The organism is Arthrobacter sp. SLBN-100 (genome assembly GCF_006715305.1).
Lineage (GTDB): Bacteria > Actinomycetota > Actinomycetes > Actinomycetales > Micrococcaceae > Arthrobacter.
In genome coordinates this window covers 3176513-3191375 of record NZ_VFMY01000001.1, presented here as the reverse complement: position 1 = coordinate 3191375, position 14863 = coordinate 3176513, and the positions used below count along the sequence as shown (strand labels likewise).

Here is a 14863-nt window from a genome sequence, read left to right as displayed (position 1 = left end):
CGCGTTCAGCCGCGCCTTAGTAGGTTCTGATGTGTGAGAATTGTTAACCATGACGACAGAGTCCACCCTCCGCTTCGGAGCCCAGACCGATGAAGTGACGAGCCTCTTGAGGATCGTCAATCTGGTGCGGACGGGCGAGGCAACCACCCGGCCCGAAATCGGTAAGGTTACCGGGCTGGGCAGGGGCGTTGTCAGCCAGCGCGTGGACCAGGCCATCCAGTTCGGCTTCCTCGGCGAGGGGGAATTCGGCGCTTCCTCCGGCGGCCGTGCGCCCCGGACCCTGCGCTTTCGAGCCGAGCAGGGGCGGATCATCATCTGCGCCCTCGGAGCGGCCCATATCAGGGTGGGTTTGACGGCGCTCGACGGCGACGTCCTGGAGCACACGCACCGCGCCTGGGATATTTCCCGGGGCCCCGAAAAGACCATTGAGGCAGTCTTGGCCCTCGTGGACGACGTGCTGAAAAAGGACTCCAAAGTGCCCGTCTGGGCTGTGGTGGTGGGCCTTCCCGGTCCGGTCGACTTTGCCTCCGGGCAGCCCGTGTCGCCTCCCATCATGCCCGGGTGGAACGGCTTCGACGTTCGAACCCCCTTCGAGGAGCGCTTCAACGCGCCGGTCTGGGTGGATAACGACGTCAACCTGCTTGCCCTCGGCGAGCGTGCCCGCCGCCGCGATTCCCTTGTGGACCTCATCTACTGCAAGATCGGTTCGGGAATCGGTGCAGGACTGCTGTCCCAGGGCAGGATCCACCGCGGTGCCAACGGCGCCGCGGGCGATATTGGCCATGTCCGGGTCCTGGACTCCACTGCCCAGTGCCGCTGCGGAAAGATCGGCTGCCTGGAAGCCGTGGCCAGTGGCTGGGCCCTGGTCAGGGATGCGGAACAGGCCATCAAGGAGGGCGCCAACAGCTCCATGGCTGGGGTAGTGAAAAAGGGAGCACTGACCCTCGAGGAGATCACCCTTGCGGTCCGGTCCGGCGACCCCCTGGCCATCACCTTGATTCAGAAGTCGGCGCGCGTAGCGGGTGAGACCATTTCTGCCCTGGTGAACATGTTCAACCCCAGCGTCATCGTCATCGGCGGCGCCATGGGGTCGGCCGGCGAGGTATTCCTGGCGGAAGTGCGGCAGCGGGTCTACGAACTGTCGCTGCCGCTTGCCACACGCGACCTGACGATCACCCTCTCCGTGGCCGACGAGCGCGAACCCCTCCGCGGCGGAGCTGAGCTGGCGCGCGAGCAGCTGTTCGATGTCACCTTCCCGCGCTGGTTTGCTGATGGCCGCCCCTCGCCGGAACGCGTCGCAGTTCCCGCCTAAGATTCCACAGCTCCGGGCGCGCCTGCCCAGGCGACGTCCCGGGAGACACTGGGCACCGGCTTTCCGTTCAGTTCCAGCCGGGCCTCCAGATGGAACGGCAGGACCAGGGGCGAGCCGGGCCGTGCCTGCAGGTACGGCACCATCAGCTGGAAGTCGACGGCGACGGCGTGTGTCCCGTGTGACAGCGCGCGCCGGCCCGCCAGAACGAGCCTGTCCTGTACGAACCACCAGCCCTGCTCTTCCTGCAGGACGCCAGGGGACACGCGGCGGGACCCGAGCATCACCCCCAACTCCCCTGGTGCCACCGGAACGCCGTCCACCTCCACCGCCAGGCCGGCAATGCTGGACAGCGGCATTGAGCGAATCCACGGTAGGCCGACGCGCAGTTCGAAGCCTCCCGGAGTGGCGGTCAGCGCATCTCCGCGCACAGCTGTTTCCAACATGGCTTCCATCCTTTATCCTGAAACTGACATAAGTTTGTCATTACCAAGCATAAAGGGGAAAGACGCCCAATGGCTCCCGAAATTCCAAGCAGCTGGACGCTTTGCGCCAGCTCCTTCAACTGGACCCCGGACATCATCGCCGCCCGCCGGACCGCCCAGGACATCGTCACCGGCATCGCGGATTCAGTGGTGAAGAGGATAGAACTCGAGCCCGGACTGCTGTGGCGGTCCTTCCCCGCCCCCCACGATGCCGAAGTTGACGAGCTGCGGGATGCCTTGGCGGCGAAGGGCGGATCTGTCAGTATCGTGGGCGCGAGCCTGGACGACTTCACGCCGATGGAACGCCGCCCCTTGCAGCAGCGCCTGGATTTCCTGGTTCCCCAGATCCATGCCGCGCACCGCGTTGGAGCCAGCGGAATCCGGCTCCCGATCGGCCAGGCCGGCACCGAATTGCTCACTCTGGTCCAGCCGCTGCTGCATGAGCTCGACCTGGTGCTGTTTGAGGAAATCCAGGGGCAGCAGGCCCCCGGCAGCGCCGCCGTCGAACCTGCCCTCGAAGCGATAGGTGCGCTCGCAGATGACCACGTGCGGGTGCTCGTGGACATCAGCATGCTGATGCCCGCCCTTCCCGTCACCTACCTCGAAGAACTGCGCCGGGGCGGCATGCCTCAGGACTTCATGGGGCGCCTGGAGAATGACTGGCGGGACCCCGCCACCATCGACGCCGTCACCGCCCTGCTCCGCTCAGGAAACGTGCCCCCGCGGATCCACACCCTTTTTATGAACCTGCTCATCCGCTTTGGCCGCAGTGACGCAGCGGACCTGCAGGTCATCCTCCCCATGGTGGGCGCCTTCCACCTGAAGTTCTGGGACCTGCACGACGACGGCGGGCGGGTCACGCAGCCGCTGCGGGACCTGGGCGCCCTCCTTGGCAGCAACGGCTTCAGCGGTACCCTCACCAGCGAATGGGGCGGCCACGAATGGCTGCAGGACGATCCCACGGAGATGACGCGCAACCACCTCGCACTGGCAGGGGCAGCACTCGCGCATGCAGCGCCAGCGGCCCAGGGCGTCGGCGGTTGAAAACGCTCCATCAGTTGCTGTGGCCTTTCCGGCAACGCTCCATCAGTTGCTGTGGGCTTTCGGGCAACGCTCTATCACTTTTATGAAGTTCCAACTGCAGCGTTGCTGCGGCAGAGAATGTGCTGCAGCTCCGGGCAAGTCCAAAGGTGATAGAGCGTTCCCCGATTTACCCCATCAGGTGATAGAGGGTTCCCCGATTTACCCCATCAGGTGATAGAGGGTTCCCCGATTTACCCCATCAGGTGATAGAGCGTTCCCCGTAATGGGCAAACGACAGCGGCCGGTCCTGGAGTTCCAGGACCGGCCGTTCTCTTGCTGAATTACTTCGTGCTGAACGCGGCGTCGAAAGCTGCCGCGGAGGGCTCGTAACTGGAGAGCCTGCGGACGAATGCCAAGGCTTCAGGGGCACCGTCCAGGCGGTCCATGCCGGCGTCCTCCCACTCCACCGACAGGGGGCCGCGGTAGTTGATGGAATTCAGCATCCGGAACGCATCTTCCCACGGCACGTCGCCATGGCCGGTGGAGATGAAGTCCCAGCCGCGCCGCGGGTCAGCCCACGCGAGGTGGGATGAGAGCCGCCCGTTGCGGCCGTTGGCCAGCCGCTTCTTCGTGTCCTTGCAGTGCACGTGGTAGATGCGGTCCTTGAAGTCCCACAGGAACCCCACGGGGTCGATGTCCTGCCACACCATGTGGCTCGGATCCCAGTTCAGCCCGAAGGCCTCGCGGTGCCCGATCGCCTCCAGCGCGCGCTGTGTGGTCCAGTAGTCGTAGGCGATCTCGGAGGGATGAACCTCGTGGGCAAATCTGACTCCTACCTCGTCAAAGACGTCCAGGATGGGGTTCCATCGGTCGGCAAAGTCCTGGTAGCCGGCGTCCACCATCTTCTCGGAGGCGGGCGGGAACATTGCCACGTACTTCCAGATAGACGATCCCGTAAAGCCCGTCACCGTCTTCACACCGAGCTTGGCGGCGAGCCGGGCGGTGTTCTTCATTTCCTCGGCTGCACGGCGGCGCACTCCTTCAGGGTCGCCGTCGCCCCAGACGTTGTCCGGAAGGATGCCGCGGTGCCGTTCGTCGATGGGGTCATCGCACACGGCCTGGCCCTTGAGGTGGTTGGAAATGGTCCATACCTTGAGGCCGTGGCGTTCCAGGACGTCGAGCTTTCCCTGGACATAGGCGTCGTCGTCCCAGCGCCAGGGATCCAGGTGGTCACCCCAGCACGCGATTTCCAGCCCGTCGTAGCCCCACTCGCCGGCGAGCCGGGCCACCTCCTCAAACGGCAGGTCGGCCCACTGGCCTGTGAACAAGGTGATCGGTCGTGCCATGTGTTTCCCCTCCTACGAGACCTGCGCCGGGACGTCAGCGGCAACGCGCGTCCAGGCCGAATCATTCTCGGAACTGCGCTCGACGGCGTCGAGCACCCGCTGTACCCGCAGCCCGTCAGCGAACGTGGGATGCGGGTCGGTGCCGGCCACGATACCTTCCACGAGGTCCTTGACCTGGTGGGAGAACCCGTGCTCGTAGCCGAGCATGTGCCCTGCCGGCCACCAGGCCGAAACATAGGGATGCTCCGCTTCCGTGACCAGGATTTTCCGGAAGCCCTGGCGGTCTGCGGGTGCGGTGCGGTCGTAGAACTGCACGCTGTTGAGGTCCTCGAGGTCGAAGGCCAGTGCGCCTTTGTCCCCCGAGACTTCGATCTGCAGCGCATTCTTCCGGCCGGTGGCAAAGCGTGAGGCCTCGAAGGATGCCAGCGCACCGGATTCGAACCGGCCGGTGAAGATGGCGATATCGTCCACCGTCACCTGGCCCTTGCCGGCACCGGCGGTGCCGGAGAGCCCGGAACCCGAGTCAAGAAGCGGGCGCTCCTTCACGATGGTGTCAATGGTGCCGGAGACCTTGTCCAGGTTCAGCCCGGTTACGAACTGGGCCAGGTCAATGGCGTGGGCACCGATGTCTCCCAGCGCGCCGGAGCCTGCGTGTTCCTTCTGCAGGCGCCAGGCCAGCGGCATCTCCGGGTCCACCAGCCAGTCCTGCCGATAGGAGGCACGCACCTGGCTGATGGTCCCCACGGCACCTTCGGCAATCAGGTTGCGCAGGAACGTGACGGCCGGAACCCGGCGGTAGGTGAACCCCACCATCGCCCGGACTCCCCGGGCAGACGCCCGCTCGGCAGCCTCAGCCATGGCTTCAGCCTCTGCCACCGTGTTGGCCAGCGGCTTTTCGCACAGGACGTGCTTCCCGGCTTCAAGGGCTGCGATCGCGATCTCCGCATGCGAGTCGCCGGGGGTGACAATGTCGACGACGTCGATATCGTCCCGGGCGATCACCTCACGCCAGTCTGTGGCTGACTCAGCCCAGCCCCACTTCTGGGCCGCGTCAGCCACGGCGTCGGCGTTTCGGCCCACAATAACCGATATTTCCGGCTCGGCCGGCAGGTCAAACATCCGGGGCGCCGTCCGCCAGCCCTGGGAGTGGGCAGCGCCCATGAAGCCATAACCGATCATGGCCACCCGCAAGGTTGTCATGCCAGCACTACCTTGCGCTCAACCGCCACCCGGTTTCCGACGTAGCGCATGGGCGCGATCTGCATGTAGAGCAGGCGGAGGGTGAGGATGACTTCGACGTCGATCTCCTCGCCCGCGTCGGGGATGCGGTCCAGCGGGATGATGACATCGGGCTTGTCCGCGACGAACCACAGGGTTTCCCATTGGTCGGGCAGCTCCGCGATGGAGTAGGACTCGCCCTGCAGTTCGAAGCGGAGGGATTCCTTGGGGATCGCCACGCCGTTGACCGTGGCGGCAACGTCGTCCACGGCGGACAGCCAGAGGCTGCGGTACCAGGGCAGTTGCACGGACACCGAAATGCCCTCGGGGTGCCTGCGGACGTCGGCGTCCTGGAACAGGGAGTTGTGAGTTGCCATGGCTTTCCTTACTTGAACGTATCGACGAAGGTGTCGTGGGGTGCAGGCGGGAGGGGATCCAGCGTCTGCCTGGTGGACGGGCTGTACGGGTAGGATTCCTGGGGCACCGGTTCGTCGGCAGGCGGCATAAACACCGGCTTGCCGTCGTCGCCGAAGTACATCAGGTCCAGGGCGAAGGCATGCTGGTTCTTCTCGGCGAAGCTGATCCAGTTTTCCTCGAACGGGGCCCGCAGCAGCTCGTAGCAGCGGAACTTCCAGATCTTCCATTCCCCGTCCTGGCGCAGGAAGTCCACGGCGTACTTGCACCAGACCCAGTGGGCCCAGACCTTTTTGCCCTGCACTTCACCGGGCGAGTACATGTAGTCCGGGCTGTCCCTGGCCACTTCCGGGTCCGTCAGGCCGGACTCGTTGCCGGTCATGATCCAGACGCCCTTGGCCGTGTTACCGTCGGCCGCCACTTCGATGACCGGCGTGGTGGTGTAATGCAGGATCAGCTTGCCCTCGGGCCGCGGACGGCCCTGGTGGTAGCGGATGACGCTGTCGTAGTCCGCGTACTGGCCGGCGTTGGTGTACCTCGCCCGGATGCCGGGAGTACCCGGCTTCACCCACAGCGGGATGATCTGTTCATCCTCAAAGGCATTGTGCAGGTACATATAGCGGTTGAACAGGTTCTCGATGTCACCCCGGTCATTAGCCCGGCGGGCCAGTTTCAGGACTTCAGCGAGTTCGCCCCGCAGGCGCTCCACCTCGGCTGCGAGGTCGGTATCGATGGCAGACATTGGACCTCCCCTAAGCCGGAACGACAGCTTCTTCGATGGCACGGCGCATGAGCGAGTGCTGCTTCTTGACCAGATCGATCGGGTCGGATTCGCCCAGGTCTGCAAAGGCGTGGCCTTCCCACTCGCTGGAGAGGAAGCCGGTGTAGCCGCCCTTGACGAACTGCCGGACGATCCGCGGGATGTCCATGGCGGGCTCGTTGCCGTTCTCGTCGATGTCGTAGAACTTGGCGTGGACGTGGAACATCTGCGGCATGATGTCCAGCCACTCCTCGGGCGGAACCAGGCCGTGCATGTTGAAGGCCAGCCGGGTGAAGGGACCGAGCTGCGCCGGATCGAAGTTGTTTTCGCGCAGGTAATCCTCGAACTCCTGGTTCCGCTCCTGCATGGGCAGCGGCTTGCGCCAGATATCCTGCATCACGGTGAAGTGCTCCTCGGGCAGCCCCATCTGGGTCAGGGTGCGGAAGAGGGTGGGCGACAGGCTGTGCATGGTGGAGCTGAAGTCCGCCGTGAAGCCGAGCCTGTCGCTTCCGAGTTCCGCATACATCTCGCGGATCTGCAGGATCTTGGGATCGTTCGGGCCCTGGGGCGCGTGGATCTCGTAGCCGAGCTTCTGGTCGTACTTCTCGGCCAGCGGAAGCAGCCGGCGGAGCAGTTCCTTGCCCGCGGATCGGATGACGATTTTGTTGAAGCCAAGCGTGTTGGCGGTCTGGAGCTGCCTGGCGAAGAAGTCGAACTCCTCGTCCGGCGTCATGTCCCGGTCTTTACGGCGGCCCATGTCCAGGTTCGTGCCCACGGCGCTGGGGGTCAGGCCGTAGCGGTCCATGCTGTCGCGCCAAAGTTTGACGAAGTCGCCGTCCACGTCGGGATAGGTGCGCAGCATCTGTGCGATGTTGAACTCTACGCCCGGGCCGAGGCCTTCATCGGCAACGGCCTTGATCAGTGTCTCCGGGGTGTAGAGCCCGGCGGCGAATTCGGAGGTCAGTGAATAGAGGGTGATGCCAAGCTCGATGCCCGAGCCTGCGATGCCTTCTGACATGTCTTTAGTTCCTTTTGTTTCAGCCGCGGACGGGCTGGGCGAGGTGGCTGCTGAGGATACGGCGGGCTTCCGAAGCGTCGGTGATCATGGCGGAACCGGCATTGGCCGCTGCTGAACGCTGGACGGCCTGCTCGCCGCGGATGATCTCGAACGGGTCCTGCCAGTTGTTCCAGTGCCAGCCTTCATATTCGCTGGAGATGGCACCGTTGTAGCCGTTCTCCACGAGTTGCCGGACCAGGCCGCGCACCGGCACCGAGGGCTCTTCGCCGTTCTCGTCGATGCCGAAGAACTTGCCGTGCACGTGGCGGACCCACGGCATGATTTCCAGCCAGGTGTCCAGCGGTGCCGGACCGAAAAGTCCCGTTCCGTTGATGCCGAAGTCGATGCCGAGGTCCGGCCGGCCGTTGCGGGCAGCCAGGCCGATGAAGGCACCGAAGCGCTCGCCGTGGACCTTCTGGTTGTTGGGCGGCCCTTCGGCATAGAAGCCGTTCCACAGCTCAACCACCTGCCGGAGCAGGTCCTCTGAAGCACCACGACGGCGGTAGGCCTCCAGCAGGGAGGGGGCAAAACCGGTGACGGTGGCACCCCAGTCGGCGGTAAAGCCGAGCAGCGGGGAATCGAGCTTTTCGTAGCGGTCGCGCAGTGCGAGGACGCGTTCGTGCGCGCCGTGCTGGTCCGCGTGGACTTCGAGGGCCAGGGTGACGCCGTACTTCTCGGCCACGGGCAGCAGGCTTTCCATGGCGTCGGGCGTCAGCGAGATCTGCACGCGGGCGATCGGGAAGCCGAGCCGGGCCGCAACCTCGATCTGCTTGCGCATGTATTCGACGAGTTCGTCATGGTTCATCAGCCGGTCCCGGCGGATGCCTGTGTCGACGTTGACTGCCAGCGAGGTGGGAACGAGATCCACCTCGGCCACCAGGTCGCGGAACTGCCCCACGAACGCGTCATCGATGCGGTCCGGGAAGCCGCGGAGGCTGGAGAATCCGATCACCTCGAGGCCCGGGCCGAAGCCCTCGGCCGCAACTTTGCGGATGAGACCGTCGAGGTCGTACTGCCGCGCATGGGAGGCGCGGGTGAAGCTGTAGAGGGTGACGCCCTGGATGGGCGTGCCAGGGCTGGTCATCGCTGTGCCACCTTCATGGTCTTGGTGTCGTGCTCTTCGATGTGCAGCACGCCGTGGTCGGTGATGATGTAGGGGATGTAGAGCTTCAAGTCCACCCGGACCTCGTGCTCTGCCTGGCCGTCCCGGACGGGAAGATCGCCGGAAAGGACGGCCGAGTCGAGCGGAAACCACCACTCGCCGGTCTCATCCACGAGCTCTTCAAAACTGAACGTGCGGTTGTTCATGGTCCAGCGCAGGGTGTCCTCCGGTGCGGCAACGCCGTCAACCGTCAGTGCTGCGCCGGCGATGCACGAGCCCGGAAGGGCGCGGTACCAAGGGATCCGTACTTCGACGGCGGTGCGGCCGTCCTGGGTGGTAAGTGTTCCCTGCTCGATTATGCGGTCGGCGATCATCGAGACCTCCTTGTCTGCGGCATGCCTTGCCTGTGAGTGAAATGCCTGTGCTGGAACGAATTGAGCGCCTCGCGGCACTTCTTCATTATTTAGTCAGTCTATTGTCTGATTCAGACATAAGTAAAGCGCTGTTGGCTTCTTCAGCGATTTTCCGTGCTCCCCGCACGGCGAGCGCTACCGACGTCAGCGTGGGATTGCACGCTGTCGAGGTGGGGATAACGCCATTGCCGGCCACAAAGAGGCCGGGGACCTGCCACACCTGGCTGTCCGGCGAACAGACGCTCTCGCCGTCGTCCGTCTCACCCATGCGCGTGGTGCCCTGGTAGTGGAGTGATGCTCCAGGGGGCAGAACGAAGGGGCGCTCGTCCAGCGGTTCGCCCACAGCCTTGCCCAGGCGGACAATTTCCTGCCTGGCGCGGTCCAGTACCTCGCGGTCCCGCTCTGTGAGGCGGTAGTGGATGCGCATGGCGGGCATCCCGTAGGAGTCAGGGGTATCGCCGTCGAACGCCACCCGGTCCTCGCGCTGCAGGTCCTTGGCGCAGAACAGGCCCAGCCCCACGATGGAGCCCGGGACAATGGGATCATCATCGGCCAGGGGAACCGGGGAAGCATCCAGCTGCATGATCTGGCCGTGGAAGGGCGCCTCGTCCGTGTAGGGAACCCAGGCCACTCCGCTCTGTTCACTGAGCGCGCCGTTGGCGGCTGCCGGCGCGTTCTCAGGCTGGACATCGCGGAGCCTGCTCGCGAACACCACCTGCGCCTGGTCGTTGAGGTAGCGGCCCAGGGCGTCGGGCCGGATCCCGGAAGCCCACAGCAGCTGCGGTGTGCGCAGGGCGTCCGCCCCCACCACAACGTAACGGGCGGCCACCTGATAATTCTCACCGCTGCGGCGGTCCTGGACTTCGATGCCGGCAGCGATGCCGGCCTCCACCAGCACACGGGTCACCAGCGATTCATCAAAAAGTTGAAACTGCGGGTTTTCGCGGGTGACCTCCCCCATCACGACGTCGGAGCCGGACCAGACGAGGCCGCCGTCCTGCCGCCGGTGTACAGCAAGGGGCATGGGCTGCACGCGGCAGGCAGGCTTACGGCCTTGATCCACTACCGTGGCGAGGCGTTCGCGGACCAGGTCCGAAAAGGGGGCGCCTTCGAAGGCGGAGGTAGTGACGCCCAAAAGGCGGTCCGCATCCTTAAGGAGCTCTTCCAGGTCCGGCAGGAACGGGATGCGCTCCTTGCCTCCCGGGCGGGGGCAGGCGGCGGTCCAGTGGGCGGCCATGCCGCCCACATTGCTGGACATGGCCGCGACGGGCATGCCGTCCTCGCCCGGGAAGGCGTAGCCGTCCTGCAGCAGGTAGGTGCCAGGGCGCGCGCGGCGTTCGCCGCTCTTGACGGCGCCCGGCGAGTTCACCGTTGCCGCCCCCGCACCGGGGCCTTCCGAGGCCCGCTGGGCGAGGCTGCGGCGGTCAGGGTCCTCGATGTTCTTGACGTGCGCCCCGGGCGGATTGCTGACGGTGGGGCCCACCTCGAACATTGCAATAGTGGCGCCTGGCGCTTCCTCGCTGAGGATCCGCGCGTAGGCCGATGCCGTGGGGCCGCTGCCGACGATGGCGACGTCAACTGTGGTGGGATAGCGGTTACCGCTCACCGTCCCGCCACCAGTTCCTGGATGCGGCGCACCGACTTTGCCGAGTCGATGGTGGGGTAGTACTCGAGGCCGATGGGGCCGGTGTAACCGCTGTTCCGCAGGTCGGCAAACCGGGCGGGCCAGTCAATGGAGCCGGAACCGGGTTCGCCGCGGCCCGGAGCATCGGCCACCTGCACGTATTTGATGAGGTCCCCGGCATTGGCGAGCTCTGCCGCCACGTCCTCGCCCTCAACGGTGGAGTGGTAGAGGTCGTAGAGGACACCGAAGCTGGGCGAGTTGACGCCCTTGGCGACGTAGACAGCTTCCGACGTCCGGTCCAGGAGAGCTCCAGGATGGTCAACACGAATGTTCACCGGTTCGAGGACCAGCGTGATGCCGGAACCCTCGATGTGCGCTACGCCCTTGCTGAAGATTTCGATCAGCTCGTCCAGCTGGTCCTGCCGCTTGCGGCCGCCGAAGCCGGTGCCGCTGCCCACCACTATCCGGGGGCAGCCGAGCTGGCGGGCCACTTCGACGCCTGCATCCAGTCCGGTGTAGAACGGCGCGTGGTCCTTGGGCGGGATCATGAACTGCATCCGCGGCTCTGCCAACTGGGCGGTGAGCTGGACTCCGGTTTCTTCGAGGGCTTCCTTGAGGGCGGGAATGTCCTTCCCCGTGGGGCCCCACATTTCTACGGCATCGAATCCGGCGGCGGCTGCGGCGCGGACACGGTCGGCGGCGCTGGAGCCTGCTTCTGAGAACAAAAGGTCGATGTTGGGTGCGAGCTGGTACATGCGTGGCTCCTGGGTAGTAGAGAGTGATCAGTAGGAATAGGGTGGCGGCTGTGCCTGGATGGGCGTGTTTTGGGGCGCAACGGATCGCGGCAGGCCGCTGGTGCGGTGTAGGGGCCGGCGGTTTCCCGTTGGGCCGGTCAGCCTTTCAGGCCGCCGGAGAAGCCCTGGATGAATCTCTTCTGCGCGAACAGGAACAGGGCAAGGATGGGGACCATGGACACGATCACGATGGCGAAGATCGAGTTCCATTCGGAGACCAGTGAGCCGATGTAGTAGTACATGGCTACCGGCAGGGTCTGGTTGGCTGAGCCGCCCAGGAAGATCAGCGATGTGAAGAAGTCGTTCCACACGATGAGTCCGGCAAAGATGGTCACGGTACCGGTGGCGGGCGCCATCATCGGCAGGACCACCTTGGAAAAGATCTGGGACTTGCTGGCGCCGTCGATGGTTGCGGCCTCTTCGTAGTCCGTTCCGAGGCCGCGGAAGAAGTTGGAGTAGAGGAAGATCGCGAGCGGAAGGAGCATGCCCGTGTAGAGGATGATCATGCCCCAGGCGGATCCCGTCAGGCCCAGGGCGCGTGCACCCATATAAAGGGGTACGGCGCCGAGTTGGCCGGGGAGGATGATGGCGATCAGGAACAGGTAGTAGGTGCCTTTGCTCCAGCGGGCGGTGCTGCGGGAGATCACATATCCGGTGATCGAACCGAGTGCGATCAGTCCAATGATGCTGCCCGCGGTGATGATGGTGCTGTTCACGAGCCCCATCACCACGTTGGAGTTGCCCGTGGCTGTAAGGACATCCAGGAAGTTGCTGAAGTCCGGCGTTTTCGGCAGCGCCAGGGGCGAGGTGGTGTAGATCTCGCCGTCCGCCTTCAGGGCGGTGGTCACCAGGAAGTAGAAGGGGGCGAGGAAGACCAGCGCCAGGGCCCAGAGTCCGATTTCACGAAGCAGGGTGACCTTGGTGTAGCGGAACATTGTTTAGTCCTCCGGGTTCGAGCGCGTCAGCCGCTGCTGAATCACGGCGAAGAAAAGGATGATGAAGGCGAGCACCAGGGCCAGGGCGGCACCACCGCCAAAATTACCGAGCGCGAATGCCTGCTTGTAGACCTGGGTGGCCAGCGTTTCGGTGGCGCCCGCCGGACCTCCTCCGGTCAGGGCCATGATGGGGTCAAAGACCCGGAGCCCCTGGACGATTCCGAGGGTTGTGGCAATGGCGACGGCGGGCCGGATGGCCGGCAGGACAACGTGTCTGAAGCGTTGCCACAGGTTGGCGCCGTCGATGGCCGCTGCCTCCTCGACCTCCACGGGAACTCCCGCCAGGCCGGCCATGAAAATCACCATGGCGAAGCCGGTGGAACCCCACACGAGTACCACCAGGACTGTCCAGATGGCCCACTGCGGGTCCGCGAGCCAGGGCTTGGCAAGGTCGCCCGCTCCTATCGCGGTAAGGAAGGCGTTGATGGGGCCATCAAAGTCGAAGATGTACTTCCAGATGTAGGCCGTAGCCAGCGGGCTGAGGACCACCGGCATGAAGAAGAGCGTGCGCAGGATGTACCGGGTCTTGAGAACCCGGTTCAGGCCCAGGGCGATGATGAGGCCTCCGACGTTGCCCAGGAAGACCGAACCAAAGGCCAGGAAGAGGGTGTTGGTCAGGGCCCCGAGCTTGGTCGGGTCCTTGAAGATGGCCTCGAAGTTCTGCCAGCCCACCACCTTGAACGAGCCGATGCCGGTCCAGTTAGTGAAGGCGAAGTAGCCGCCGATGCCGGTGGCCACGTAGTGGATGGCGATGACCAGGACGATGCCCGGCAGCGCCCACCACCAATGGCCGAACTGCATGGCTCCACCCCGGGAGCGGGCCTTGCCGCCCGCCCCCGGAATGCGCCTGCCTCGCCGGGGTGCATCAGCTGCTTCGGTTTTCGGTTGCATCGTCGCAGTCATGGTAATCCTTGCTGGTCCCTTTGAGTCGTCGGAACTTTGATGGTGTGAAGAGGTTACTGGCCCCAGGCTGCGTCCATGGCCTGCAGGACCTGGTCAACATCCTTCTGGCCGGTGATGAGGCCTTGGACGCCGGTGGCGAGTGCGTCGTAGACCGCGGAGTTCGGCCACTGGCTGTTGGGCAGCGGACCGTACTTGCCCTCCTTGATCAGGTCACCCACATTCTTGTAGGCGCTGCCGTCGAAGTCGTAGCTGTCCAAGCCGGTAACCGGCAAGGCGCCGTCCATTTCGGCAAACTCCTTAGTCTGCTCAGCCTCGGCGGCCCAATCCAGGAATGCCTTCGCAGCTTCCTTGTTCTTGGAGGCGGCATTGATGGAGAATGCGTAGTTTGCACTGGCATAGACGAAGCTCTCGTCCGAGCCTTCGCCGGGCAGGGCGCGGACAGCGAAATCGGCGTCTGCAGCTGCGCTCTTCAGCTGCTTCCAGCTGGGGCCGGGGATGAAGCCGGAGATCGAGGTTCCGCTGGCCAGGCCCTTGGTGATGGCGTCAAAGCCTGCACCGGCCGCACCCTTCTGGAAGCAGCCCGCATCGTTCAGCTGCTTGACGGCCTCGAGGGATGACTTCCAGCCGTCCGAGTCGGCGAACGTAACCTCCTTGGCTGCTCGCTTTTCGTTCCATTTGGGGTCCTCGGCGTAAACGCGGGTAGCCCCGAGGGACATCGCCATCAGGCCGGTGTTCGGCGCAGCAGAACCGGCCACGGCGAAGAATGACTTACCTGCAGATCCGAGCGCCTTGCACTGTTCCTGGAGAGCGCCGAAGTCCGAGGGGAACTCAGAAATACCGCCAGCCTTGGCAGCAGTCTCGTTTGCGACCAGTCCGACCACCGTGATTTCCGGGGCCTGGCCGTACACCTTGCCATCCTTTCCGAAAAGGGCTTCGCTGCCCTCGGGAACCAGTTCCTTGGCGGCGTCGTCCAGCGGCTCAAGGAAGCCCGCCTCGACGAGCTGCAGGATACTGCGGCCGGTGCCCGAGCCAGGCATCGTGACCAGTACGTCTGAGGCGTTGCCAGCCTGGAGCTGCGTGCGCACGGTCTGGTCATAGGAATCGTTGGGCTGCGGATTGAAGGTGATCTTCACATCCGGGTGGGTTTCCATGTACTTCTCACCGAGTGCCTTGAAGGGGCTCTCGATGGTGTTGGACGTGGAGAAGGTCAGGGAGAATTCCTGCGGCCCTCCTTCGGAGGAAGAGTTATTGCCGGCGGGGGCCGAGCAGCCGGTAAGAACGAGGGCTGCGAGGGTGGGAACGGCGAGGGCGCCGGCCTTCAGGCCCGAATAGCGACGGTGCTGTGTCATGTCCAGCCTTTCTGACTTCATTGTCGAAAATCCGGGAGTCGTGACCCCGGTCACTCATCAGTATGCAGGAG

Annotated in this window: 15 protein-coding genes; 2 read left to right on the top strand and 13 right to left on the bottom strand. The window is 64.6% G+C overall.

The features are described 5' to 3' along the window. Positions 1 to 49: 49 nt before the first annotated feature. On the top strand, positions 50 to 1312 hold the full coding sequence (locus FBY31_RS14700) for an ROK family protein (RefSeq protein WP_142042441.1): 1263 nt from the start codon (positions 50 to 52) through the stop codon (positions 1310 to 1312). On the opposite strand, the gene FBY31_RS14695 is transcribed toward FBY31_RS14700, so the two are convergent. Then, entirely contained in the window at positions 1309 to 1755 is a 447-nt protein-coding gene (locus FBY31_RS14695; protein ID WP_142042438.1) for a C-glycoside deglycosidase beta subunit domain-containing protein, read from the bottom strand. The genes FBY31_RS14700 and FBY31_RS14695 overlap by 4 nt on opposite strands. A 69-nt stretch (positions 1756 to 1824) precedes the next feature. Between FBY31_RS14695 and FBY31_RS14690 the strand changes: the two genes are divergently transcribed. Continuing rightward, the gene (locus FBY31_RS14690) at positions 1825 to 2838 is read left to right on the top strand and encodes a restriction endonuclease subunit R (RefSeq protein WP_142042435.1); all 1014 of its coding nucleotides are present in this window, start codon (positions 1825 to 1827) and stop codon (positions 2836 to 2838) included. Positions 2839 to 3158: 320 nt separating this feature from the next. On the opposite strand, the gene FBY31_RS14685 is transcribed toward FBY31_RS14690, so the two are convergent. The 12 genes from FBY31_RS14685 to FBY31_RS14630 all read right to left on the bottom strand — a co-directional run bounded on the left by FBY31_RS14685 (position 3159) and on the right by FBY31_RS14630 (position 14792). After that, the gene (locus tag FBY31_RS14685) at positions 3159 to 4163 is read right to left on the bottom strand and encodes a sugar phosphate isomerase/epimerase family protein (protein WP_142042431.1); all 1005 of its coding nucleotides are present in this window, start codon (positions 4161 to 4163) and stop codon (positions 3159 to 3161) included. Positions 4164 to 4175: 12 nt separating this feature from the next. Beyond that, on the bottom strand, positions 4176 to 5363 hold the full coding sequence (locus FBY31_RS14680) for a Gfo/Idh/MocA family protein (RefSeq protein ID WP_200833378.1): 1188 nt from the start codon (positions 5361 to 5363) through the stop codon (positions 4176 to 4178). Continuing rightward, a complete protein-coding gene (locus tag FBY31_RS14675) occupies positions 5360 to 5758 on the bottom strand; it encodes a C-glycoside deglycosidase beta subunit domain-containing protein (protein WP_142042428.1) in 399 nt (132 codons plus the stop codon). The genes FBY31_RS14680 and FBY31_RS14675 overlap by 4 nt, the downstream gene beginning before the upstream one ends. Positions 5759 to 5766: 8 nt before the next feature. Continuing rightward, positions 5767 to 6537 (bottom strand): nuclear transport factor 2 family protein, encoded by a 771-nt coding sequence (locus FBY31_RS14670; protein WP_142042424.1) that lies wholly within the window; start codon positions 6535 to 6537, stop codon positions 5767 to 5769. Between the two features lie 10 nt (positions 6538 to 6547). Further along, positions 6548 to 7573, bottom strand: a complete 1026-nt coding sequence (locus tag FBY31_RS14665; protein ID WP_142042421.1) for a sugar phosphate isomerase/epimerase family protein — start codon at positions 7571 to 7573, stop codon at positions 6548 to 6550. A 19-nt stretch (positions 7574 to 7592) separates the two neighbouring features. Beyond that, positions 7593 to 8696, bottom strand: a complete 1104-nt coding sequence (locus FBY31_RS14660; RefSeq protein ID WP_142042418.1) for a sugar phosphate isomerase/epimerase family protein — start codon at positions 8694 to 8696, stop codon at positions 7593 to 7595. Then, positions 8693 to 9088, bottom strand: a complete 396-nt coding sequence (locus tag FBY31_RS14655) for a C-glycoside deglycosidase beta subunit domain-containing protein (protein ID WP_142042415.1) — start codon at positions 9086 to 9088, stop codon at positions 8693 to 8695. The genes FBY31_RS14660 and FBY31_RS14655 overlap by 4 nt, the downstream gene beginning before the upstream one ends. An 85-nt stretch (positions 9089 to 9173) precedes the next feature. Further along, a complete protein-coding gene (locus FBY31_RS14650) occupies positions 9174 to 10733 on the bottom strand; it encodes a GMC oxidoreductase (protein WP_142042412.1) in 1560 nt (519 codons plus the stop codon). Continuing rightward, a complete protein-coding gene (locus tag FBY31_RS14645) occupies positions 10730 to 11506 on the bottom strand; it encodes a TIM barrel protein (RefSeq protein WP_142042408.1) in 777 nt (258 codons plus the stop codon). Before FBY31_RS14645 ends, FBY31_RS14650 begins: the two co-directional genes overlap by 4 nt. A 137-nt stretch (positions 11507 to 11643) precedes the next feature. Next, a complete protein-coding gene (locus FBY31_RS14640) occupies positions 11644 to 12480 on the bottom strand; it encodes a carbohydrate ABC transporter permease (protein WP_142042405.1) in 837 nt (278 codons plus the stop codon). Between the two features lie 3 nt (positions 12481 to 12483). Then, the gene (locus FBY31_RS14635) at positions 12484 to 13443 is read right to left on the bottom strand and encodes a carbohydrate ABC transporter permease (RefSeq protein ID WP_142042402.1); all 960 of its coding nucleotides are present in this window, start codon (positions 13441 to 13443) and stop codon (positions 12484 to 12486) included. 53 nt (positions 13444 to 13496) lie between these two features. After that, positions 13497 to 14792: an ABC transporter substrate-binding protein gene (locus FBY31_RS14630; RefSeq protein WP_142042399.1), complete on the bottom strand. Its 1296-nt coding sequence runs from the start codon at positions 14790 to 14792 to the stop codon at positions 13497 to 13499. Positions 14793 to 14863: the final 71 nt, after the last annotated feature.